Origin of the sequence: Acidovorax sp. PRC11, assembly GCF_031844105.1 — a bacterium.
GTDB lineage: Bacteria > Pseudomonadota > Gammaproteobacteria > Burkholderiales > Burkholderiaceae_C > Paracidovorax.
This window is the reverse complement of sequence record NZ_JAUZUQ010000003.1, coordinates 238,557-251,268: the sequence shown is the minus strand read 5'-3', so window position 1 is coordinate 251,268 and position 12,712 is coordinate 238,557. Positions and strand designations below refer to the sequence as shown.

The window sequence follows — 12,712 nt, the reverse complement described above, 5'->3', positions numbered from 1 at the left end:
GCGGGCCGGTCGCAGGGTGACCGGGAAGGCCTCCATTGCACCACGCCAACGGATCGTTCGGATAATGCGGGTCTCTATGACCGGTTCCGCGCCCCCGAAATCCCCCCTCCCCACATCCGCCCCGACCGCACCGCCGCGCCGCGAGGCCCCGGCCGCGCCCCTGCGCATCGAGTTCCCGCCGGGCCTGCCGGTCTCGGGCAAGCGCGAAGAGATCATGGCCGCCATGCAGGCGCACCAGGTCATCATCGTCTGCGGCGAAACCGGCTCCGGCAAGACCACGCAGCTGCCCAAGATCGCGCTGGCGCTCGGCCGCGGCAAATGCCATGCCAAACCGGGCGAGAAGGGCCGCCTGATCGGCCACACGCAGCCGCGCCGGATCGCGGCGAGCAGCGTCGCCAAGCGCATCGCCGAAGAGCTGCACACGCCGCTGGGCGACGTGGTGGGCTACAAGGTCCGCTTCCAGGACCGGCTGTCGCGCGACGCCTCCGTCAAGCTGATGACGGACGGCATCCTGCTGGCCGAGACGCAGACCGATCCGCTGCTGACCGCCTACGACACGATCATCATCGACGAGGCCCACGAGCGCAGCCTGAACATCGACTTCCTGCTGGGCTACCTCCGACAGATCCTGCCGCGCCGTCCCGACCTGAAGATCGTGGTCACCTCGGCCACGATCGATGCCGAGCGGTTCGCGAAGCATTTCGAATCCGCCAAGGGGCCTGCACCCGTCATCTACGTGTCGGGACGCACCTTTCCGGTGGAGCAGCGCTACCGGCCCTTCGAGGAAAGCCGCGACTATGGCCTGAACGAAGCGATCGCGGACGGCGTGGACGAGCTCTGGTCCGGCAATGCGGCGGGCGACATCCTCGTCTTCCTGCCGGGCGAGCGCGAGATCCGCGAGGCCGCGGACCACCTGCGCAAGCACCTCTCGCACCAGCCCGTGATGCGCGGCGCCGAAGTGCTGCCGCTGTTCGCGCGCCTCTCCCAGGCCGAGCAGGACCGCATCTTCGAAGGCCACACCGGCCGCCGCATCGTGCTGGCGACCAACGTGGCCGAAACCTCGCTCACGGTGCCGGGGGTCCGCTACGTGATCGACGCCGGTACCGCGCGCGTGAAGCGCTACAGCTTCCGCAGCAAGGTCGAGCAACTGCTGATCGAGCCCGTGAGCCAGGCGGCGGCCAACCAGCGGGCGGGCCGTTGCGGCCGGGTGGCCAACGGCATCTGCATCCGGCTCTACGACGAACCCGACTTCAACGGTCGGCCGCGCTTCACCGATCCGGAAATCCTGCGCTCCTCGCTCGCGGGCGTGATCCTGCGCATGAAGTCGCTGCACCTGGGCGACGTGGCGCAGTTTCCGTTCATCGAGGCGCCCTCGGGCCGCGCGATCGCCGACGGCTACCAGTTGCTGGCCGAACTCGGCGCGGTGGACGATGCCAACGAACTCACGCCCATGGGCGTGGAGCTCTCGCGCCTGCCGCTCGACCCGCGCGTGGGCCGCATGATCCTGGAGGCGCGCGACCGCCAGGCGCTGGACGAAGTACTGGTGATCGCCTCGGCCCTGTCGGTGCAGGACGTGCGCGACCGGCCGCTCGAGGCGCAGCAGCAGGCCGACCAGGCCCACGCCAAGTTCGACGACGAGAAGAGCGAATTCAGCGGCTACCTCAAGCTCTGGAAATGGATCAACGAGGCCCGCGGCGGCGCGCCGAGCCTGCCGTCCGCGCGGGCGCAGCGCGACGCCGCGCGCAAGGGCGCTCCCTCGCAGGCGGTGCTGCCGGTGGCGCAGCGCCAGTTGCGCGGCAGCGCCGAGGCGGCGGCCTCCGCGGCAGCCACCGCGTCCGTGCCGGCTGCGGCGCCCACCCACAAGTTGAGCAACCGGCAGTACGAATCGCTGCTGCGCCAGAACTTCATCAGCATCCGGCGCCTGCGCGAGTGGCGCGACATCCACACGCAGCTGCTCACCGTGGTCACCGAGCACCGCTGGCGCATCAATCCGCAGCCGGCCAGCTACGAGCAGATCCACCGCTCCATGCTCGCCGGCCTGCTCGGCAACATCGGCGTGAAGAGCGAGGAAGAGGACTGGTACCTCGGCGCGCGCGGCATCAAGTTCTACAAGCATCCCGGTGCCCACCTGTCGAAAAAGCCCGGGCGCTGGATCGTGGCGGCGGAACTGGTCGAGACCACGCGCCTCTTCGGTCGCGGCATCGCGGCCATCGAGCCCCAGTGGATCGAGGAGATGGGCGGCCACCTGCTCAAGAAGCAGATGCTGGACCCGCACTGGGAGCGCAAGGCCGCGCAGGTGACGGCGCTGGAGCGCGCCACGCTCTACGGCATCGTCATCTACAACAACCGGCGCGTGAACTTCGGAAAGGTGGACCCGCGCACCGCGCGCGATATCTTCCTGCGCGAGGCGCTGGTCGGCGACCAGTGGCCGCAGGACTGGGAGCGCCGGCTGCCGTTCCTGCCCGCCAACCGCAAGCTCATCGCCAAGGTGGAGGAGCTGGAGCACAAGTCGCGCCGCCAGGACGTGCTGGTGGACGAAGAGCTCATCTATGCCTTCTACGACCAGCAGGTGCCTGCCGACATCTGCACCGGCGCGGATTTCGAAACCTGGTACCGCGAGGCCAGCCGGGCGAAGCCGGACCTGCTCAAGCTCACCCGCGACGAGCTGATGCGGCACGAGGCCGCGGGCATCACCACCAGCGCCTTCCCGCGCATGGTGCGGCTGGGCGGGGTGGACTGCGCGGCCACCTACCTGCACGAACCCGGAGACCCGCGCGACGGCGTCACCGTCACGGTGCCGCTCTTCGTGCTCAACCAGGTGAGCGAGGACCGCTGCGAATGGCTGGTGCCCGGCATGCTCAAGGACAAGATCCAGGCGCTGCTCAAAAGCCTGCCGCAGCGCCCGCGCAGCCGCTTCGTGCCGCTGCCGGACAACGCCGCGCGCCTGGCCGAGCTGCTCGGCACGCCCGAGCGCTTCGGGCAGGGCAGCCTGGTGGACGTGCTGCTCAAGCAGGTGCGTGACGAGACCTCGCTCGATGTGAAGCGCGCGGACTTCAAGCTCGACATGCTGAGCCCGCACCTGTTCATGAACTTCCGCGTGGTGCACGAGGACGGACGGCAGTTGGGCCAGGGCCGCAACCTGGGCGCACTCAAGGCCGAATGGGGCGCCAGGGCCCGGGGGGCCTTCCAGGCCCTGGCGGGGCTCAAGCTCGCGGGCGCCGCTCCAGAGCCCGAGCCCGACGTGGCCCCTGCGGAGACGCCCGCTTCTGAACGCTCCCGCAAGGGCGGAGGAGCGCACGGCAGGCCCGGAGACGGGCGTGCGGCTTCCGCCGCCGCAATACCGGCCAGCGCCGGCCCGGTGGCCGCTCCCGCACCCGCGCCGGCCGCCGTGCCGGCGGGCCAGCGCTACACGGCCTGGACCTTCGGCGAATTGCCAGAGCTCATGGAGATCCGCAAGGGCGGGCAGACGCTGATCGGCTTCCCGGCGCTCATCGATGGCGGCGATGCCGTGACCATCGAGGTGTTCGACGAACCCGGGGTGGCCGCGGCGCGCCACCGCGCGGGCCTGCGCCGGCTGTTCGCGCTGCAGATCAAGGATGCGCTCAAGTACCTTGAAAAGAACATCCCGGACCTGCAGAAGATGGCGGTGGCCTATATGCCGCTGGGTACGCAGGAGGAACTGCGCGCGCAGATCATCGACGTGGCGCTGGACCGGGCCTTCCTGGTCGAACCCCTGCCGACGACGGACGCGGACTTCCAGCGCCGGGTGCAGGAAGGCCGGGGCCGGCTCACGCTGATCGCCAACGAGGTCGCCCGGCTGGCCGGTGCGATCCTGCTCGAATACGCCGCGGCGGCCCGCAAGATCAAGGACACGAAAGCCGCGCCCGATGCCACGCAGGACGCCCAACAGCAACTGCAGCGGCTCATGCCGAAGAACTTCCTGGCCGCCGCGCCCTGGTCGCAGCTCGCGCACTTCGCGCGTTATTTGAAGGCCATCACGCTGCGCCTGGACAAGGTGCGCACCGATGCCGCGCGCGACGCCACCCGGCTCGCGGAACTGCGTCCGCAGGAGCAGCGCTACTGGCGCCTGGTGGCGGAGCGCAAGGGCCAGGTGGATGCGCGCATGCAGGAGCTGCGCTGGCTGCTGGAGGAACTGCGGGTGAGCTTCTTCGCGCAGGAGCTGCGCACGCCGCAGCCGGTGAGCGTGAAGCGGCTGGACAAGCTCTGGGCGCAGATCAACAGCTGAGAAGCGGAAACCTTTCTGCTGGGCCGTGAAGACGCTCGGCAAGAGCGCCTTGCCCCCATCAGTTCAGCACCGCCTCGGCAGCGGCCCAGCGTTCCAGCTCCGCCCGCACGTCGGCCATGCGGCCGGAGATCACGAAACGCTCCGGCGTCCCCGCATGGCGGCGCTGGACCACCCGCACCGGCCCCGGGACCCGGGCCGTGCAGCCGCGCCCCGAGGCGGCTGCGTGGCGCGCGCCCCGCTCGGCGGGAGCCGGGAGTGCGAGAACGGGGGTTGTGGAGGTGAAAATGCCGCCGAGGTGGCTGGCCGGTTGACCGGCAGCGGTCGAACCAGCTGCGGCCGGACCTTCGCCTTCGATGTTCTCGTCACGGTGGGCACGCGGGCGCATCGGCTCGTCCACCGCGCCATGCACGGTGCAGGCCGGACGGTGCGGCCAGCGCGACCAGGCCGGGGCCGCGGCCTCGCTGCGGGCCGCCGGAGCGCCCCGCAGCCACCGGAAGAGCCCGCGCAGCGGACGGAACGAAGAGAGGGCCGTGAAATCGAGCAGAGCCTTTGCCATGAAAAAATCTCCAGCGGTCAGGATGGGTTGAACACTGGCAGGATTGGCCTCGAACAGGCAGGGCGATGCCGCAGGGTTGGCCATCCACGCGAAGGGGAGGGCCAGCGCCCGCCACCTGGGCAACGCTGGAAGGAGGGGTGCAGGGAATGCGGCAGCCTGGCCCGGCACCCGAGAGATGCCGTGCGACCGCCGTTCCGAGCGGAGCCCGCTGCGGTTACATCAGCATCGTGTTGCGGATGAGCCCGACGGCCAGGCCTTCGATCTCGAAGGCTTCGCCCGGCTGCACGGTGATGATCGGGTAGTCGGGGTTCTCCGGCAGCAGCTCGATGGAGCCCGCCGTGCGGCGCAGGCGCTTCACCGTGACCTCATCACCCAGGCGGGCCACGATGATCTGCCCGTTGCGTGCATCGCGCGTGGACTGCACGGCGAGCAGGTCGCCGTCCATGATGCCGGCATCGCGCATCGACATGCCGCGCACCTTGAGCAGGTAGTCGGGCTTGTGCTGGAACAGGCTGCCTTCGACGCTGTAGGTCTGGTCCACATGTTCCTCGGCGAGAATCGGCGAGCCGGCTGCGACGCGGCCGATCAGCGGCAGCATGAGCTGCGAGATGCCGGGAATGGGCAGGTGGAACTGGGTGCCGCGGGCGGCATTGATGGACCGCACGGCCTCGCCCCGCAGGCGGATGCCGCGGGACGTGCCGCTCACCAGTTCGATGACGCCCTTGCGCGCGAGCGCCTGCAGGTGCTCTTCGGCCGCGTTGGCGGACTTGAAACCGAACTCCGCAGCGATCTCGGCCCGCGTGGGCGGCGCGCCGGTGCGGGCGATGGCCGTCTGGATGAGGTCGAGGATCTGCTGCTGGCGGGCGGTGAGCTTGGGGCTGTCGAGCATGCGGGCACTCCGGTGAAGGATATTGGCGCCGGACCGGCGCTGGAAGGGGCGGATCGGCCAACCCTGTGGTTCGATCCAGTCACTGTATTTTTAAACAGTTTCTAAAGGCAATGCAAGTGGGTGCAGAAAAAATCGTGGTGCTCGGCACCGGCGGAACCATCGCCGGAACGGCTGCCAGCGCGGAAGACACCATCGGCTACACGGCCGCGCAGGTGGGCATCGGCGCGCTTCTGGACGCCGTGCCCGGGCTGGCGCAGGCCGCCGGCGCGGCGCAGCTCGTGTCGGAGCAGGTGGCCCAGATCGACAGCAAGGACATGGACGAGGACGTCTGGAAGGCGCTGGCGCTGCGGTGTGCCGCGCACCTGGCCGACCCCGGCGTGCGCGCGGTCGTGGTGACGCACGGCACCGACACGCTGGAGGAGACCGCGTGGTTCCTGCACCGGGTGCTGGCTGGCGCGCGGCACAAGCCGGTGGTGCTGGTGTCCGCCATGCGCCCGGCCACCGCCACAGCCCCGGACGGGCCGCAGAACCTGCTCGACGGCGTGGCCGTGGCCGCCACGCCCGGCGCGCACGGCGTGGTGGCGGTGGCGGCCGGTGAGATCCATGGTGCCCGGGGCGTGCGCAAGGTGCATCCCCAGCGGCTGCATGCGTTCGATTCGGGCGAAGCCGGCCCTCTCGGCTGGGTGGAGCAGGGGGCCGTGCGGCTGGCCGGAGGCTGGCCCGCGGCCGCGGAGTCGGCGGACTCCGCCCTGCAGGCCGTCGCGCAGGCCGCCGCCTGGCCGCGCGTGGAGATCGTGCTGTCCCATGCGGGCGCCACCGGTCGCGCCGTGGAACTGCTGGCCGCGGACGGTGTGGACGGCATCGTGGTGGCCGCCACGGGCAACGGGACGCTGCACCACCGCCTGCAGTCCGCGCTGGAGCGGGCGCAGGCGGGGGGAACGGCGGTCCGTGTGAGCACGCGCTGCCCCCTGGGCCGCGTGCTGCCGCGCCCGGACGACACGCTGCCCGACGCGCGAGGCATGGGCCCGGTGAAGGCGCGCGTGGATCTGCTCCTGGAATTGCTGGCGCGCGCCTGACTGCGGCGTGGACCGGAGGCCGGGGGCCGCCTGCCGGCCGCTGCCGGCGGCAGCACGAGCGGGGATCGGCCCCGCACGCAAAAACGCCGCCCGAAGGCGGCGTCGTCTTGGTGCTGGACCCTGGCCGGGCCGCGTGCCCCGGCCCGGGCCCCGCCAGGCGGATGTCAGTCCGCGAGCGCGGCGAGTGCCCGCTGCGTGATCTCTTCGACCGAACCCGTGCCGCTGATGGCGCGGTACTTCGGTGCGTTGGCGGGATCGGCCTTGGCCCAGCTGGAGTAGTACTCCACGAGCGGGCGCGTCTGGGCGCTGTACACCTCCAGGCGCTTCTTCACGGTCTCTTCCTTGTCGTCCTCGCGCTGGATCAGCTCCTCGCCGGTGACGTCGTCCTTGCCTTCCACCTTCGGCGGGTTGAAGCGCACGTGGTAGGTGCGCCCGCTGGCGGGGTGCGAACGGCGGCCGCTCATGCGCTCGACGATGGCCTCGAACGGCACGTCGATCTCCAGCACGTAATCGAGCTTCACGCCCGCGGCCTTCATGGCGTCGGCCTGGGGAATGGTGCGCGGAAAGCCGTCGAAGAGGAATCCCTGGGCGCAGTCGGGCTGGGCGATGCGGTCCTTCACGAGACCGATGATGAGGTCGTCGCTCACCAGCTTGCCGGCATCCATCACGGCCTTGGCCTCCAGGCCCAGCGGCGTGCCGGCCTTGACGGCGGCGCGCAGCATGTCGCCCGTCGAGATCTGCGGAATGCCGTATTTCTGGCAGATGAACGCGGCTTGCGTGCCCTTCCCGGCGCCGGGCGCGCCCAAAAGAATCAGTCTCATGGAAGTCCTCTAAGTGTTGAATTCGGCCAGCGCGCGACGCCCGGGGCTGCCGTAGGGCCCGGGGTGGCGCTTTCAATCGCGGGCAAGGATAGCATGCGTGTCCTTCCGTCTGACTGACAACTGCGACACCGTCGTGACGGCGCGGCGCAGGCGCCGTGCAGGCGGGTTCAGCCCAGCAGTGCGCGCACCCTGGCGAGGTCTTCGGGGGTGTCCACGCCCGGGCCCGGGGCGGCGTCGGCCACGTGGACGGCGATGCGGTGCCCGTGCCAGAGCGCGCGCAACTGTTCCAGCGCCTCGACGGCTTCGGTGGGGGCGGGCGGCAGGGCGGGGAAGGCCTGCAGGAAGGCTGCACGGTAGCTGTAGATGCCGACGTGCCGCAGCGGCGCGTAGCCGGCCGGCATGCCCGGGTGCCCCGGCTCCCACCAGGCGGCACCCGCATGGTCCCGCGCATGCGGGATGGAGGCACGGCTGAAGTAGTGGGCCAGGCCACGCCCGTCCAGCACCACCTTCACCACGTTCGGGTTGGCGTAGTCGGCGAGACTGTGGATCGCATGGGCGGCCGTGCCCATGGAGGCCTCGGGGCGCGCGGGCAGCAGGGCGGCCACGGCATCGATCAGCGCGGGATCGATCAGCGGCTCGTCGCCCTGCACGTTGACCACGATGTCGTCGCCCGCGAGGCCGAGCAGCGCGCAGGCCTCGGCCAGGCGGTCGCTGCCGCTCGGATGGTCCGCGCGCGTGGCGACCGCCTTGACGCCGTGCGTGGCGCACGCCTCCAGGATGCGGGGATGGTCGGCCGCGACCACCACGCGCGCGGCGCCGCTGCGTGCGGCCTGCCGCGCGACCCGCACCACCATGGGCAGGCCGCCGATGTCGGCGAGCGGTTTGTCGGGCAGCCGCGTGGAGGCCAGGCGGGCCGGGATCAGGACGGTGAAGTCGGCGGTCGGTGCAGCCGCGCCGCTCACGCTTCCAGCTCCGCGTCCGAGAGCGTGCGCGCCTCCGTCTCCAGCAGCACCGGAATGCCGTCACGCACCGGGTAGGCGAGCCGCGCGCTGCGCGACACCAGTTCGCCGCGTTCGCGGTCGTAGGTCAGCGGGCCCTTGGTGACCGGGCAGACCAGCAGTTCGAGCAGTTTGGGATCCATGGCGGTAGAGGTGGAAAAGAGGTTCAGGAATCGGGAGCCGATGATAGCGAGCGGCCCGCGATCTCCCGCAGCCGCAGATGCAACCGCTCGAAAAACGCAGGCGCGATCTCCACCACCAGCGGCACGGCCAGCGCGCCCGGGCACCGTGGCCAGAGCTTGGCGGCATCCTTTTCGGTGCAGACCACCTGCAGGCCGTCGCCGGGCACGGGTGGCCAGCCGCCGTAATCGGCATGGTCGGGCAGGGCGGTTTCCCGCTCCACCGTCAGGCCGCGGCCGCGCAGCATCGCGAAGAAGGCGGCGGGACGGGCGATGGCGGCCACCGCATGCAGCGGCTGGCCGTGCAGCCGTGCCAGGGGTACCGTGCCGCCGTCCCGGGCGACCGCATGGTCCGCCAGCGAGCGGCGGATGGGGAACGCTCCCAGCGCAGCGGTTTCGGCCCCTTCGGGCGCATCGCCGGCGTGCAGCACGGCATCGACCCGGCGCGGCCAGGGCTCCCGCAACGGGCCGGCCGGCAGCAGCCAGCCGTTGCCGGCACCTTCCTCGCTGAATACGCACAGCTCCACGTCGCGCGCCAGGGCGAGGTGCTGCAGCCCGTCGTCGCAGATGACCACGTCGGTGCGCGGGTGCTGGCGCAGCAGGGCGCGGGCGGCGTCGGCCCGGCGCGCGGCGACGAACACCGGAGCACCGGTGCTCCGCGCGAGCAGCAGCGGCTCGTCGCCCACGGCCGCGGCGTCGGCGTCCGGCAGCACTTCCCGGCAGTCCGTGGTGGCACGCCCGTAGCCGCGCGAGACCACGCCGGGATGCCAGCCGCGCTCGCGCAGCGCCCGCACCACCGCCTGGGTCACGGGGGTCTTGCCCGCACCGCCGGCCACCACGTTGCCGACCACCACCACGGGCACCGGCAGGCGCTCGGCGCGCAGCACGCCGGTCTTGTAGAGCGCGCCGCGCAGGCCCGAGAGCGCGCCATAGACTGCCGCCACCGGCAGCAGCGCCCAGGCCCCCCCTCCACGGCGGCGCCAGATGCGCTGGAAGGCCGCCTCGGCGTGCGGTGCGGCGCCGGGCGTCCGCGGGGCGCGCCGGTCGCGCAGCGGCATGCCCGGTCAGCGGCCCGCGCTGGCGGACGACTGGGTGGCGAAGGTGATCTGCGAGAGGCCCACGCGGCGCGCGGCTTCCATCACGGAGATCACGGCCTGGTGCGGCGCGTTGGCGTCGGCGCTGATGATCACCACGCTCTCGCGCCCGGCCGTGGCCGCGGCCTGGAGCGCGAGGGCGATCGCATCCACCCCCTTGCCGTCCACGGCGGTCTTGTTGACCGCGTAGCGCCCGTCCGCGGCCACGGCGACGATCACCTCCCGCGGGTGGTCGCGCTGCTGCTCTGCGTCGGCCACCGGCAGGGTGAGCTGCAGCTCGGTGAACTTGCTGTAGGTGGTCGAGAGCATCAGGAAGATGAGGATCACGAGCAGCACGTCGATGAACGGGATCAGGTTGATCTCCGGCGCTTCCTTCGGACGGGGGCGGAAGTTCATGGGGCGGACCTGCGAAAAGAGGCGTGGGCGCGGGCTGCTTCGGGAGGGGCGGGCGGCCGGTGCGACAAGTGGGCCGGCCTGCCGTTCACCTCACTTGCGCAGGCGCTGGAGATGGCGCACGAACTGCTCCGAGGCGAGTTCGAGCGTGAGGAGGTAGGCGTCCACGCGGCTGCGGAAGTAGCGCCAGAGGATCAGCGTGGGGATCGCGACGATCAGCCCGAATGCGGTGTTGTAGAGCGCGATCGAGATGCCGTGCGCCAGCTGGGCGGGGTTGCCCTGGCCCGTGGCCGAGCCGCCCTGCGATCCGAAGATCTCGATCATGCCGATCACCGTGCCGAGCAGGCCGAGCAGGGGCGCGGCCGAGGCGATGGTGGCGAGGGCGTTGAGGTATTTCTCGAGCCGCTGGGCGACCGCGCGGCCCGTGCCTTCCATGGCGGCGCGCACGTCCGCCTCGCTGCTCTGCGGGTGGCTGTTGAGCGTGCGCAGGCCGCTGGCCAGCACTTCGCCGAGGGCGGAGTTCTGCGCGAGCTGGTTGACCACGTCCGGCGTCGGCAGGTTGCGCGAAGTGACGGACATGGCCTCGTCCAGCAGCTTGGGCGGGGCGACGCGCGCGGTCTTGAGAGCGAGGAAGCGCTCCACCACGAGGGCCAGCGCCAGGACGGAGCAGGCAATCAGGGGCCAGATCGGCCAGCCTGCGGCTTGTATGATCGACAGCAATTCTCTCTCCGCGCAGATGGAAGCAGGCCGCGATTATGGCCCAGCGCCATGGCCGCCCGGCGCCGCCGGCGATGCCTTCGGCGACCTGCGTCCCGCACCCCCGCCGCCCCCCCAGCTTTCCACAACCACCCACATTTTCTGTGGATAACTTTGTGGGCAACTGGGTGTGCAACCCCCGCCGCAGCGCGCCAAATCGACACTTTGACAGATTGATGAAAAATTGCGCAGCAAAATTTCGATATGAATCAATGACTTGCACGGAAGAACATAGCTCTGGCGGGCGCCCGGTCACGTTCCGACCCATCGGTATCGCTCCTTGGGTGTTGTGGACTAGCGGGCAGGCACCGCGCGCCCGCAGCCCTGGTGGCGCCGATGTTTGAGCGGCCGAATCCAGCAATGGCGCCGCGCATCTGGGATGTCGGGGCGCTGTGCCGCGCCGTTGCTGACGCCCTGGAGGCGCGGTTCAATCCCGTCGCGGTGCGCGGCGAGATCACGGGCTTCTCGCGCGCGTCCAGCGGGCATTGCTACTTCACGCTGAAGGACGGGCAGGGCCAGATTCGCTGCGCGATGTTCCGGCGGGCGGCCATGCTGCTGGCCGACGTGCCGCGCGACGGCGAAATGGTCGAGCTGCGCGGCAAGCTCGCGGTGTACGAAGCGCGGGGGGACCTGCAGCTGATCGTCGAGAGCCTGCAGCGGGCGGGGCAGGGGGCGCTCTTCGAGCAGTTCCTGCGCCTCAAGGCGCGGCTGGAGGCCGAGGGCCTGTTCGATCCGGCGCGCAAGCGCGAGCTGCCCGTCATGCCGCGGGCGATCGGCCTCGTGACCTCGCCGGGCGCCGCCGCACTGCACGACGTGGTCACCGCCCTGCGGCGGCGGGTGCCGCACCTGCCGGTGGTGCTGGCGCCGGCGCTGGTCCAGGGAGCCGCTGCCCCGGCGTCGCTCTGCAGTGCCCTGCGGTCGCTCTACCGCCTGGCCGATCCGGCGCAAGCGGCGCCCGGCCAGCCTCCGGTGGACGTGATCCTGCTGGTGCGCGGCGGAGGCTCCATCGAGGACCTCTGGGCGTTCAACGATGAGCAGCTGGCACGCACGGTGGCCGACAGCCCGGTGCCCCTGGTCTCCGGCGTGGGCCACGAAACCGATTTCACGATGGCCGATTTCTGCGCGGACCTGCGCGCGCCCACGCCGACGGCGGCGGCCGAGCTGGTCGCGCAGCCGCGCGCCAACTGGCTGGCGGGCATGGACGCGCTCTCGGACCGCCTGGCCGACAGCCTGCAGCGCCAGCTCGACCTGCGCCACCAGCGCCTGGACACGGCCGCCCAGCGGCTGGGGCGCCCCTCGGGGCTGCTGGCCCGGCAGGACCTGCGCCTGTCGCGCCTGGCCCAGCAGCTGCGCCATGGCGCCGCCTGGACGGCCCAGCGGGCCACCCAGCGGCGGGATGGCCTCGCGGACCGGCTGCCGCGCGCTGTGGAACAGGCCGTGGCCCTGCGCGCGCGCCGGCTGGAGCACGCCGCCCTGCGCCTTGAACTGCTCGACCCCCGGCTGGTGCTCCAGCGCGGCTACGCCCTGCTCACGGACGGGCAGGGCCGGCCGGTGACCCGAACGGACCAGGTGCGCGCCGGAGACGGCGTGCGCGCCGCCGTGTCCGACGGCACGATCGAGCTGACCGTGGCGCCGCCGCGGCTGCTGTGAGCGCCTGCCCTGGCGGACCCACTGCGAAAGCGGTCTGGACCGTCGCCTACAGCG

At 71.4% G+C, this 12,712-nt stretch carries 11 protein-coding genes; 3 read left to right on the top strand and 8 right to left on the bottom strand.

Annotation, left to right across the window (positions count from 1 at the left end; translation table 11 throughout):
* Positions 1–76 precede the first annotated feature (76 nt).
* Positions 77–4,246, top strand: a complete 4,170-nt coding sequence (gene hrpA / locus Q9R47_RS05085; protein ID WP_311232122.1) for an ATP-dependent RNA helicase HrpA — start codon at positions 77–79, stop codon at positions 4,244–4,246.
* A 58-nt stretch (positions 4,247–4,304) separates the two neighbouring features.
* On the opposite strand, the gene Q9R47_RS05080 is transcribed toward hrpA, so the two are convergent.
* Together Q9R47_RS05080 and lexA are read right to left on the bottom strand one after the other, a co-directional pair.
* A complete protein-coding gene (locus tag Q9R47_RS05080) occupies positions 4,305–4,802 on the bottom strand; it encodes a hypothetical protein (protein ID WP_311232121.1) in 498 nt (165 codons plus the stop codon).
* A 214-nt stretch (positions 4,803–5,016) separates the two neighbouring features.
* Positions 5,017–5,691 carry a transcriptional repressor LexA gene (lexA, locus tag Q9R47_RS05075; protein ID WP_311232120.1) on the bottom strand — a complete coding sequence of 225 codons (675 nt, stop codon included), beginning with the start codon at positions 5,689–5,691 and terminating at the stop codon, positions 5,017–5,019.
* A gap of 110 nt (positions 5,692–5,801) precedes the next feature.
* Between lexA and Q9R47_RS05070 the strand changes: the two genes are divergently transcribed.
* Positions 5,802–6,767: an asparaginase gene (locus Q9R47_RS05070; RefSeq protein ID WP_311232119.1), complete on the top strand. Its 966-nt coding sequence runs from the start codon at positions 5,802–5,804 to the stop codon at positions 6,765–6,767.
* Positions 6,768–6,931: 164 nt separating this feature from the next.
* Here Q9R47_RS05070 and adk read toward each other — a convergent pair whose 3' ends face one another.
* The 6 genes from adk to Q9R47_RS05040 all read right to left on the bottom strand — a co-directional run bounded on the left by adk (position 6,932) and on the right by Q9R47_RS05040 (position 10,972).
* Entirely contained in the window at positions 6,932–7,588 is a 657-nt protein-coding gene (gene adk / locus Q9R47_RS05065) for an adenylate kinase (protein WP_311232118.1), read from the bottom strand.
* 167 nt (positions 7,589–7,755) lie between these two features.
* Positions 7,756–8,550: a 3-deoxy-manno-octulosonate cytidylyltransferase gene (gene kdsB / locus Q9R47_RS05060; RefSeq protein ID WP_311232117.1), complete on the bottom strand. Its 795-nt coding sequence runs from the start codon at positions 8,548–8,550 to the stop codon at positions 7,756–7,758.
* On the bottom strand, positions 8,547–8,729 hold the full coding sequence (locus Q9R47_RS05055; RefSeq protein WP_311232116.1) for a Trm112 family protein: 183 nt from the start codon (positions 8,727–8,729) through the stop codon (positions 8,547–8,549). The genes kdsB and Q9R47_RS05055 overlap by 4 nt, the downstream gene beginning before the upstream one ends.
* A gap of 23 nt (positions 8,730–8,752) precedes the next feature.
* Positions 8,753–9,823 carry a tetraacyldisaccharide 4'-kinase gene (gene lpxK, locus Q9R47_RS05050; RefSeq protein ID WP_311232115.1) on the bottom strand — a complete coding sequence of 357 codons (1,071 nt, stop codon included), beginning with the start codon at positions 9,821–9,823 and terminating at the stop codon, positions 8,753–8,755.
* 6 nt (positions 9,824–9,829) lie between these two features.
* Positions 9,830–10,255 carry a biopolymer transporter ExbD gene (locus tag Q9R47_RS05045; RefSeq protein WP_311232114.1) on the bottom strand — a complete coding sequence of 142 codons (426 nt, stop codon included), beginning with the start codon at positions 10,253–10,255 and terminating at the stop codon, positions 9,830–9,832.
* A 90-nt stretch (positions 10,256–10,345) separates the two neighbouring features.
* The gene (locus Q9R47_RS05040; protein ID WP_311232113.1) at positions 10,346–10,972 is read right to left on the bottom strand and encodes a MotA/TolQ/ExbB proton channel family protein; all 627 of its coding nucleotides are present in this window, start codon (positions 10,970–10,972) and stop codon (positions 10,346–10,348) included.
* 372 nt (positions 10,973–11,344) lie between these two features.
* Between Q9R47_RS05040 and xseA the strand changes: the two genes are divergently transcribed.
* Positions 11,345–12,658 (top strand): exodeoxyribonuclease VII large subunit, encoded by a 1,314-nt coding sequence (xseA, locus tag Q9R47_RS05035; protein ID WP_311232112.1) that lies wholly within the window; start codon positions 11,345–11,347, stop codon positions 12,656–12,658.
* Positions 12,659–12,712: the final 54 nt, after the last annotated feature.

Coding starts and splice junctions, on each gene's coding strand:
- hrpA (WP_311232122.1), top strand. CDS start 77: ATGACCGGTTCCGCGCCCCCGAAATCCCCCCTCCCCACATCCGCCCCG.
- Q9R47_RS05080 (WP_311232121.1), bottom strand. CDS start 4,802: ATGGCAAAGGCTCTGCTCGATTTCACGGCCCTCTCTTCGTTCCGTCCG.
- lexA (WP_311232120.1), bottom strand. CDS start 5,691: ATGCTCGACAGCCCCAAGCTCACCGCCCGCCAGCAGCAGATCCTCGAC.
- Q9R47_RS05070 (WP_311232119.1), top strand. CDS start 5,802: ATGCAAGTGGGTGCAGAAAAAATCGTGGTGCTCGGCACCGGCGGAACC.
- adk (WP_311232118.1), bottom strand. CDS start 7,588: ATGAGACTGATTCTTTTGGGCGCGCCCGGCGCCGGGAAGGGCACGCAA.
- Q9R47_RS05055 (WP_311232116.1), bottom strand. CDS start 8,729: ATGGATCCCAAACTGCTCGAACTGCTGGTCTGCCCGGTCACCAAGGGC.
- lpxK (WP_311232115.1), bottom strand. CDS start 9,823: ATGCCGCTGCGCGACCGGCGCGCCCCGCGGACGCCCGGCGCCGCACCG.
- Q9R47_RS05045 (WP_311232114.1), bottom strand. CDS start 10,255: ATGAACTTCCGCCCCCGTCCGAAGGAAGCGCCGGAGATCAACCTGATC.
- xseA (WP_311232112.1), top strand. CDS start 11,345: ATGTTTGAGCGGCCGAATCCAGCAATGGCGCCGCGCATCTGGGATGTC.